The sequence below is a fragment of the Pseudomonas sp. genome (assembly GCF_036387035.1).
Taxonomy (GTDB): Bacteria; Pseudomonadota; Gammaproteobacteria; order Pseudomonadales; family Pseudomonadaceae; genus Aquipseudomonas.
The window spans coordinates 1-2,946 of sequence record NZ_DASVUM010000097.1; the positions used below are offsets into that span (position 1 = coordinate 1).

At 63.2% G+C, this 2,946-nt stretch carries 1 protein-coding gene and 1 pseudogene; both read right to left on the bottom strand.

Translation table 11 applies throughout. The annotated features are described in order from the left end of the window. Nucleotides 1–288 (bottom strand): annotated as a pseudogene (locus VF672_RS09295) (delta-60 repeat domain-containing protein); the annotation flags it as partial. 267 nt (nucleotides 289–555) lie between these two features. Continuing rightward, nucleotides 556–2,946 (bottom strand): M10 family metallopeptidase C-terminal domain-containing protein (locus VF672_RS09300; RefSeq protein ID WP_331103916.1); only part of this gene is annotated, 2,391 nt, incomplete at its 5' end.

The following is a 2,946-nucleotide window of genomic DNA, read 5'->3' on the forward strand; positions in this document are numbered from 1 at the left end:
GGCGGGTAGCACCGCAATGCCACTTTGGCCGAACGTAGTGTCCAGGCTACCGTCGGCGTTCAGGCGCATGACGGTGAGGTCGGAACGTATGCCGTAGGACTCATCACCCGGCGCACCGGAATAACCGACGTAGTTGTGTCCGCTGAAACCCACCAACAGTACTTTGCCATCGGGCTGGAGGGTCACGCTCTGAACGTCATCGGTGAGCGCATTGAGGTCTATGACCACGCTGCCCGTGCCGGTTCGAACGGTGTGGGTGTCGGTCGTGTTTTGAAGGGTCGAAGCCATTGGTCATTCCTTAGACGCAGGTGAAGTGTAGGCACCCTGATGCAGTGCTCGCGGTCGTACACGTTCATAGAGCCAGTCACCCGAGGAGAAGTTCTCAGCTGACAAGCGCGGGCCAAGGACCGGCCAGGATAAACGGCCGTTTCGCGCTACATCATGGATGACAGGCCATGCAGCCGTTGGCCTATACGGGCGCCCGAGCGAGTCGAGCTGCCATTCGAAGAGACCCACGAATGAGGCGTCGATGCTCTTTCGCAGGCTCCAATGCTTTTATGCGGAAAGGGCCAGGTGCGTTGGGCTGCTGCCGAGCAGTTCAATCTCGGGCACAGACGCGAACTCGAAGTTGGCGGCGCCGAGATGGTCCAGCAGCTTGCCCGTCAGTCCCACTTCGAACGTATGCCCCTGGGCGTCGGCGACCTTGCTCTGCAGGTAGGTACGGTCGGTCCCCGCGCTGTAGGCAAGGTGCAGAGTGGTGCCGCTGCCGTCGCCCAGGCCGGTGAACCCCAGCGCCGAGACGTCCAGGGTGTCGCGGGCAAAGGCGAAGTCGGTGATCAGGTCGGCGCCGCCATGGAAACTGTCGCTCACGCTCAGGTAGCGGAAGGTATCTGCGCCTGAGCCACCGCTGAGGGTGTCCTTGCCGCCCAGGCCGGTGATCACATCGTTGCCCTGCTCACCTTGCAGCACATTGTTGCCAGCGTCCCCAACCACCGTGCCATTGCCCAGTAGACCGACGCCGCTAGAGGGGTAGATGGAATGGGCAAATTCGTAGGAAGTGAACGTGTGGGAAACTTCTACCGCGAAGCGGTTGCCCTGGCTGTCGGCGTCCAGTGATTGCAGCAGGTTGCCCTGGTACACCAAGGTACCGTTGTGGCCATCGCCCAGGCCTGTGAACCCCAGCGCCGAGACGTCGAGCTCGCCGTAGTCGAAGCCGAGGGTATCGATCACCCGCTCTCCGGTACTGTCGTTGATAAAGCTGTCGGAAATCGCCCGGTAAACGAAGGTGCCGCCGCCCCAACCGGTGCCCATAGAATCGGCGCCGGCGCCGCCTTCGAACCAGGCACCGCCAGCAGCGACGAAGAAGTTGTCGTCGCCGCCGTTGCCGTAGAACGTCGTGCTGCCGAAATCATCTTCGCCCCGGTACACGCTGTCCGCCCCATCCGTGCCCTCGTAGAAACTGGCAAAGTTGCCTCCGGTCAGTTGGCCCTGGTAGTCGCCCTTCAGCGCCACTTCGAAGCGATTGCCGTCGGCGTCGGCATCAAGGCTGGCGAGCACCGTGGTGTCGCTGGTCACGTAGTAGCGCAGCAGCAACGTGCCATTGTGGCCATCCCCCAGGCCCCGGAGTTTCAGGTCCGCGAGGTCGAAGTAGTCCTGGGTCGCGTCGAAGCCGGTGATCACGTCCCGGTGGGCCGCCCCGCTGCTGTCGACGTAGCTGTCGCTGACATTGTGGTAGATGAAGCTGTCCCGGCCGCCGCCAGCGATCAGCTTGTCCACGCCAGCGCCACCGGTCAGCAGGGTGCCGGTGTCTGAGGCCGTGAGTGTGTCGCGGCCGGCGCCGCCGTAAAGCGCATTCAGGCCAGCACCACCCAAGTGATCATTGCCCTCCGTGCCATAGGCGACGAACCCGCCGACACTGCTGCCGTCAGTGGCGTTGACAGGCGTGCTGCCCTGAAAGCCGTTGAGCTGGCCGCCCACCTGGTGGTGGAAGTCATCGGTGGGATGGGGGGCGCTCACGGCATAGGTAGAATTGGTGCCAGCGGTAAAGATGTTGCCGATCAGGTCGTAATCCACGTCCTCGGCGGGAAACTGCGTATTGCCCGGCACACCCGCTGGCAGCTTGCCGATCAACAGCTCGCTGCCAGGACCGTTCTGCAGGTTTTCATGGATGGCGTTGCTGATTATCTGCGTGTCGAAGGTGCCCGCCAGATGGATGCCCTCTTCGCCGTTGCCATGAATATCCAGGCCAGTGAGGGTGGCGCGCTGGATGTTTTCCAGGCGCACGCCAGCGCCTGCGTTGCCATACACGCTGCCACCGCCCAAGGTGTCTTCAGGGTACGGCAGACTTTTCTGCGGCTGGGCAAAGCCAGTCAGCCTGATGCCGTCGCCGCCATTGTTGTGAGCATCGCTGTTGAGCAGCACGGCGGCGTCGGTGGTGGCCCAACTGGCAGTGCGGAGGTCAAAGCCATCGCCGCCATTGCCATAGGCAGCGTTATCGGAGAATTTCACCGAATCGGCACGGCCATCACGGGAGGCGAAACGGGTTGTGAAGCCATCGTCGCCATTGTCGTGGGCGACGCTGTCGGTCACCCGCAAATCGTCCGTCAGGGTGTCGGCGACCAGGCCCGAACCGCTGCAATTTGCCAGCTCGACCCCGCTGACCTCCAGGCCGACGCTGTGCGCGTTGGGATTGCTGGCGCTGCCGCTGACCAGGCCATTCACGGTTCCATGGGTGGCGCCCTGGTTGCCGTCGATGGTCAAGTCCGCGACCTTGGCGTCGACCGTGTTGTGCTGAGCCGACGTGCGCACGATACCGTCCACCGCACCGGCGCCATCGGCCAGTTTCAGCGTCGTAACTCCGGCGCCGGCACCACTGAGGGTTACGCCGTTCTTGAGGGTCAGGCATCCACCGTCGGCGTTCGGCCCGGTTACGCTATAGGTGCCGGC